The organism is Cupriavidus sp. 05N40 (assembly GCF_056397305.1).
This window is the reverse complement of record NZ_JBFTND010000309.1, coordinates 1-6,036: the sequence shown is the minus strand read 5'-3', so window position 1 is coordinate 6,036 and position 6,036 is coordinate 1. Positions and strand designations below refer to the sequence as shown.

Sequence of the window (6,036 nt, the reverse complement as noted above, 5' to 3'; positions counted from 1 at the left end):
GCGTTCAGCGAAATCGTTGCGGATAGCCGGCTGATTCTGCACGGAAGCAGGCAAAGGGAGACACCACTCCCGAGCATGTATCGCGACGAATCGGTGCTTGTATCCGCTCAATCATCTCAGGAGAGCAACATTGGAGACACCAAACAAAGGAGGCCGCGGCTGGATCTGGCCGCTCCTCCTCGCCCCCTACATCGGCCTCTTGTGGCTGCCGTTCTATATCAGCGCACAGCCCGAGTGGTTCGGCTTTCCGTTCTTCTATTGGTATCAGTTCCTCTGGGTGCCAATCACCTCCATGCTGCTGTACGTCGTGTATCGGGGGATGAAATGATCGATACATCGGCGGTCGACGGCGTGGCGATGGCGGTATTCATTGCGTTCTTCGTGCTCGTTACTGTGCTGGGCTTCGTTGCAGCGCGCTGGAAACGCGGCGACCTGTCCCAGCTTCACGAATGGGGTCTCGGTGGCCGGCAATTCGGCACGGTGATCTCGTGGTTCCTTGTTGGCGGGGATTTCTATACGGCATATACGGTCATCGCGGTCCCTGCGCTGGTCTATTCGGTGGGCGCGTATGGCTTCTTCGCGATGCCCTACACGATCATCGTCTATCCGTTCGTGTTCGCGGTCATGCCGAAACTGTGGGAGATCTGCCACCGCAAGAACCACATCACGGCGGCCGACTACGTGCAGGGCGAATTCGGCGGCAAATGGCTGCCGGCGGCAGTCGCCGTCACGGGGATCGTCGCCACGCTGCCGTACATCGCGCTGCAACTCATCGGCATGCAGGTGGTGATCAAGGGCCTCGGCGTCGATGGCGAACTGCCCCTGATTGTCGCCTTCGCCATCCTGGCCGTGTACACCTATTCGAGCGGCTTGCGTGCGCCGGCGATGATCGCCTTCGTGAAAGACATCATGATCTATATCGTGGTCATTGCCGCGATATCGATTATCCCGAGCAAGCTCGGTGGCTACGGTGCGCTGTTCCATGCAGCCGACACGTACTTCGCTGCCAAGGGCGGGGTCACGGGCATCATCCTGAAGCCATCGCAGTTCACGGCGTATGCGACGCTGGCACTCGGATCGGCGCTGGCAGGGTTCATGTATCCGCATACCATGACGGGCGTGTTGTCGTCGAGTTCGGCAAACACAGTGCGCAAGAACGCCATCGCGCTGCCGGCTTACACGCTGTTGCTGGGCCTGATCGCGCTGCTGGGCTATATGGCAGTCGCGGCCGGCGTGCACGTGACGTCCGCTTCGGACGTGGTGCCGGCGCTCTTCCTCAAGTTGTTTCCGTCGTGGTTCGTGGGCTTTTCGGCGGCCGCCATCGCCATCAGCGCGCTGGTGCCGGCAGCCATCATGTCGATTGGCGCGGCAAATCTCTTCACGCGGAATCTATACGAGCCGCTGATCGCGCCGAACGTGACTCCTGAGATGGAAGCGAAGAGTGCCAAGCTGTTCTCGCTGGTCGTGAAGTTTGGCGCGCTGCTCTTCATCATCGTGCTGCCGACGCAATACGCGATCGACCTGCAGTTGCTCGGCGGTGTCTGGATTCTCCAGATCTTCCCGGCGGTCGTGTTCACGTTATACACGCGGCGCCTGACTGCGCCTGGACTATTTGCCGGCTGGGCTGTCGGCATCGTCACGGGTACGAGCCTGGCGATCTCCCTGGGGCTGAAGCCGGTGTACACGCTGCACTTTGGCGATGCCGCCTATCCGACTTATATCGGTGTGATTGCGCTGGTGCTCAATATCGTCGTGTCTACGGTGGTATCGGCGGTGACACAGAAGCATCGTGTTGCCGACGACAGGGCTTCCGTCGCCGCCCGGTAGCGCGTGCCGCCTTCCGGCCTGGCGGGCTGGAAGGCGGCGCGGGTTGCCCGGCGCGGCCCTGGGGTCTGGCGGACAGATGAGCCGATGAAAATCGCTGTTATCGCCTTTTAGTGGTGTTCCAATAAAACAATCTGGAGATTTGATGAAGAAGGTTCTTGCGGTATTTGCCGCATCCATTGCAGCCAACGCCGTATATGCCCAATCGAACGTGACGCTGTACGGTGTTGCTGACGCTGGCGTTGAATATATCAACAATGCGGGGCGCAACGGGGATGGTCTCGCACGGGTAACTTCGGGAAATCAGTCAGGCTCGCGCTGGGGGTTGCGTGGCGCGGAGGACCTGGGCAGCGGGATGAAGGCAGTCTTCCAGCTGGAAAGTGGCTTTGATATCGACACCGGCAATTCCGGTCAGAGCGCTCGCCTGTTTGGCCGCGATGCATACGTGGGACTGGAAAGCCGGTATGGTTCGCTGCGTCTTGGACGGCAGCAGACCTCGATGCGCGAATTCRGCTCTGCCTACGATCCCACCGTCATCGCCGACCGCTACGGCATGCTTTCGATTGCACCGGAGTTTGGTGCGCGCGCGGACAATGCCATCAAGTATATGGGCGCGTTCGGCGGGGTCACTGCGCAAGCCTTCTACTCGTTCCAGGCCAATGGCACCGAGGTAGCCGGCAGCAACGTATTCKGGCGCGAATTTGGCGCATTCGTCAATTACGCGAGCGGCCCGTTCTCGGTGGGTGCGGCCTATGACGATATCCATGTCGGTACGGCGGCGAATCAGGCGCCGGTCATCCGCCGCGTTTCCGTGGGGGGCGCTTACTCTGTTGGTGCCGCCAAGGTATTTGCAGGGTATCGCCTGGCCAAGGCGTACGACGGTGCAAGACTGCCGGGCGCGCAAGCGGCCGATGCGGGCTCCAACTTCTACTGGCTGGGTGTGATCTACAAACTCACGCCGGCGTTCTCGGTGCTGGGCACGGCTTACTACCAGGACTTCCGGCAGACCGGGTCGGACCCTTGGCAGTTCGTGCTGACCGGCGACTACACGCTGTCCAAGCGCACCGACGTCTACCTGTCGATGTCCTACGCGCTCAACAAGGACAGTTCCCAGCTCGGTGTCAACGGCTTCAACAGTGGCAGCGGCGCAACCGCCGTCTTTAACGTACAGCCCGGCAAGAACCAKGTCGGTGGGGTGATGGGGATCCGTCACCGGTTCTGATGCGCTTTGCCCCGACAACGGGGCGTTGTCTTGGTGCGATCGGCAAGCGATAAGCGCGAGCCCGTCGGGGAGTGCTCCTGTCGACCCGATCGCACGTCTGGCAGCTCGCCAGAGATGGATCGCCAGGGATTGAGACGGACGTCATGCGTCACTTTTTCGGGCGTCGCCATGTCACATGAACGCGTCGATGAGGTGGCGAAAAAGCCATGCCGACGCGCCGCCGCCTGGCAACGCTGTATCACGGCCGCGCCGTTGGCATTGATTGATTGGATTGGTCACCGGGAATGGAAGAACTGCGCCAGGTGGAGAATGGTCTTACCGTGGCGAGTTCCGGATGCTAACCTTGGGTACCTATCCCAGCGGCCCGCGTGCGACGAGGGCGGGGCGCTTTGCTGATCTACGCATCAGAGGAGTTCTATCATGGCGCAAGCCCACCCTGCCACTCCCCGCAACAATGACGGCGACGCTCAGGAAACCACCGAATGGCTGGATGCGCTCGATTCGGTGATCGCCTGCGAGGGCCCGGAGCGCGCGCACTACCTGATAGAGCGGCTCATCGAGCGGGCGCACGGTGCTGGCATTTACCTGCCGTTCAGCGCCAATACCGCCTACCTCAATACGATCCCGCTGGAGGCGCAGGCGCGYAGTCCCGGAGACCAGGGACTCGAGCATCGCATCCGCTCCTATATCCGATGGAATGCCCTCGTGCTGGTGCTGCGGGCGGCGCGCGAGACCAATGTCGGCGGCCATATTGCGAGCTTTGCCTCGGCGGCGACGCTGTACGAGATCGGCTTCAACCATTTCTGGCATGCACCGTCGGCGCAGCATGGCGGTGACCTTGTCTTCTTCCAGGGACACTCCGCACCGGGCTTCTACGCGCGCGCCTTCCTGGAGGGCAGGCTCACGGCCGAGCAGATGGACAACTTCCGCCAGGAGGTGGGCGGCAAGGGCATCTCGTCCTACCCGCATCCGTGGCTGATGCCGGATTTCTGGCAGTTCCCCACGGTATCGATGGGCCTGGCACCGATCATGGGCATCTACCAGGCGCGCTTCATGAAATACCTGCAGGACCGGGGCTTCGGCCAGCATGACGGGCGCAAGGTGTGGGTGTTCTGCGGCGATGGCGAAATGGACGAGCCCGAGTCGCGCGGCGCGCTTGGCATGGCCGGGCGCGAGCATCTCGATAACCTTATCTTTGTCATTAACTGCAACCTGCAGCGGCTCGACGGCCCGGTGCGCGGCAACGGCAAGATCATCCAGGAGCTGGAGTCGGAGTTCCGCGGCGCGGGCTGGAACGTGATCAAGGTGGTGTGGGGCAGCAAGTGGGATGCGCTGCTGGTGCGCGACAAGGCCGGCATCCTTGCGCGCCGCATGATGGAATGCGTTGACGGCGACTACCAGACCTTCAAGTCGAAGGACGGCGCCTATGTGCGCGAGCATTTTTTCAATACGCCCGAACTCAAGGCGCTGGTGGCGGACTGGTCCGACGACGATATCTGGGCACTGAACCGCGGTGGCCACGATCCGCACAAAGTCTACGCCGCCTACAAGGCCGCCAGCGAGCACCGCGGCCAGCCGACCGTGATCCTGGCCAAGACCATCAAGGGCTATGGCATGGGCGAGGCGGGCGAGGCACAGAACATCACCCACCAGCAGAAGAGCATGCGGGTGGAGGCGCTGATGCATTTCCGTGACCGCTTCCAGCTGCCGCTCACGGAACAGCAGCTCGACGAATTGCCGTACCTCGGCTTCGAGGACGGCTCGCGCGAGCACGCTTACCTGCATGAGCGCCGCCAGTCGCTGGGCGGCTACCTGCCGGCGCGCCGCCGGCGCGGGCCGTCGCTGGCGGTGCCGGCGCTCTCGGCGTTCGAGGGGCAGCTCAAGGCCAGCGGCGAGGGCCGCGAGTTTTCCACCGCAATGAGCTTCGTGCGCATCCTCAACACGCTGCTGCGCGACAAGACGCTGGGCCGGCGCATCGTGCCGATCGTGTCGGACGAGTCGCGCACCTTTGGCATGGAAGGGCTGTTCCGGCAGATCGGCATCTGGTCGCAGCAAGGGCAGAACTACACGCCGCAGGATGCGTCGCAGCTGAGCTTCTACAAGGAATCGAAGGACGGCCAGATCCTGCAGGAAGGGATCAGCGAGGCTGGCGCCATGTCGGACTGGATCGCCGCCGCCACGTCGTACTCGACGCACGCCGAGCCGATGATCCCGTTCTTCATCTTCTATTCGATGTTCGGCTTCCAGCGCTTTGGCGACCTGGCGTGGGCGGCGGGCGACCAGCGTGCGCGCGGCTTCCTGCTGGGCGGCACCGCCGGGCGCACCACGCTCAACGGCGAAGGGCTGCAACACGAGGACGGGCACAGCCTGGTGTGGGGCGGCACCATCCCCAACTRCATCAGCTACGATCCCACCTTTTCCTATGAACTCGCGGTGATCATCCAGGACGGCCTGCGCCGCATGGTGCAGGAGCAGGAGGATGTGTACTACTACATTACCGTGATGAACGAGAACTACGAGCATCCGGCCATGCCGAATGATGCGGAGGCGGACATCCTGAAGGGGATGTACCTGTTCCGGCGCGGCAAGGACGGCGCGGCCGGGCAGCCGCGCGTGCAGTTGCTGGGTGCCGGCACCATCTTCCGCGAGGTGATCGCCGCGGCGAAGCTGCTGGACGAGGACTGGGGCGTCCAGGCCGACCTGTGGGGCTGCCCCAGCTTTACCGAGCTGGCGCGCGAGGGCCACGCGGCGGTGCGCTGGAACCTGCTGCATTCGGGCCAGACGCCGCGGCGCTCGCACGTGGAACAATGCCTGGCGCCGATGCAGGGGCCGGTGATCGCGGCCACCGACTATGTGCGCGCGCTGGCGGACCAGATCCGCTCGTTCGTGCCGCGCCGGTACGTGGTGCTGGGGACGGACGGCTACGGCCGTTCGGACACGCGCGAACAGCTGCGGCACTTCTTCGAGGTGGATCGCCACTGGATTACCCC

General features: G+C 63.1%; 4 protein-coding genes. All 4 read left to right on the top strand.

Annotated elements, in window-relative coordinates; genetic code table 11:
• The first annotated feature begins 130 nt into the window (after positions 1-130).
• Positions 131-328: a DUF3311 domain-containing protein gene (locus AC1DO7_RS38675; RefSeq protein ID WP_441621433.1), complete on the top strand. Its 198-nt coding sequence runs from the start codon at positions 131-133 to the stop codon at positions 326-328.
• Positions 325-1,827, top strand: a complete 1,503-nt coding sequence (mctP, locus tag AC1DO7_RS38670) for a monocarboxylate uptake permease MctP (protein WP_441621445.1) — start codon at positions 325-327, stop codon at positions 1,825-1,827. The genes AC1DO7_RS38675 and mctP overlap by 4 nt, the downstream gene beginning before the upstream one ends.
• Positions 1,828-1,969: 142 nt before the next feature.
• Positions 1,970-3,046: a porin gene (locus AC1DO7_RS38665; RefSeq protein WP_477117375.1), complete on the top strand. Its 1,077-nt coding sequence runs from the start codon at positions 1,970-1,972 to the stop codon at positions 3,044-3,046.
• Between the two features lie 420 nt (positions 3,047-3,466).
• A partial coding sequence (gene aceE, locus AC1DO7_RS38660; RefSeq protein ID WP_477117374.1) for a pyruvate dehydrogenase (acetyl-transferring), homodimeric type occupies positions 3,467-6,036 on the top strand: 2,570 nt, incomplete at its 3' end.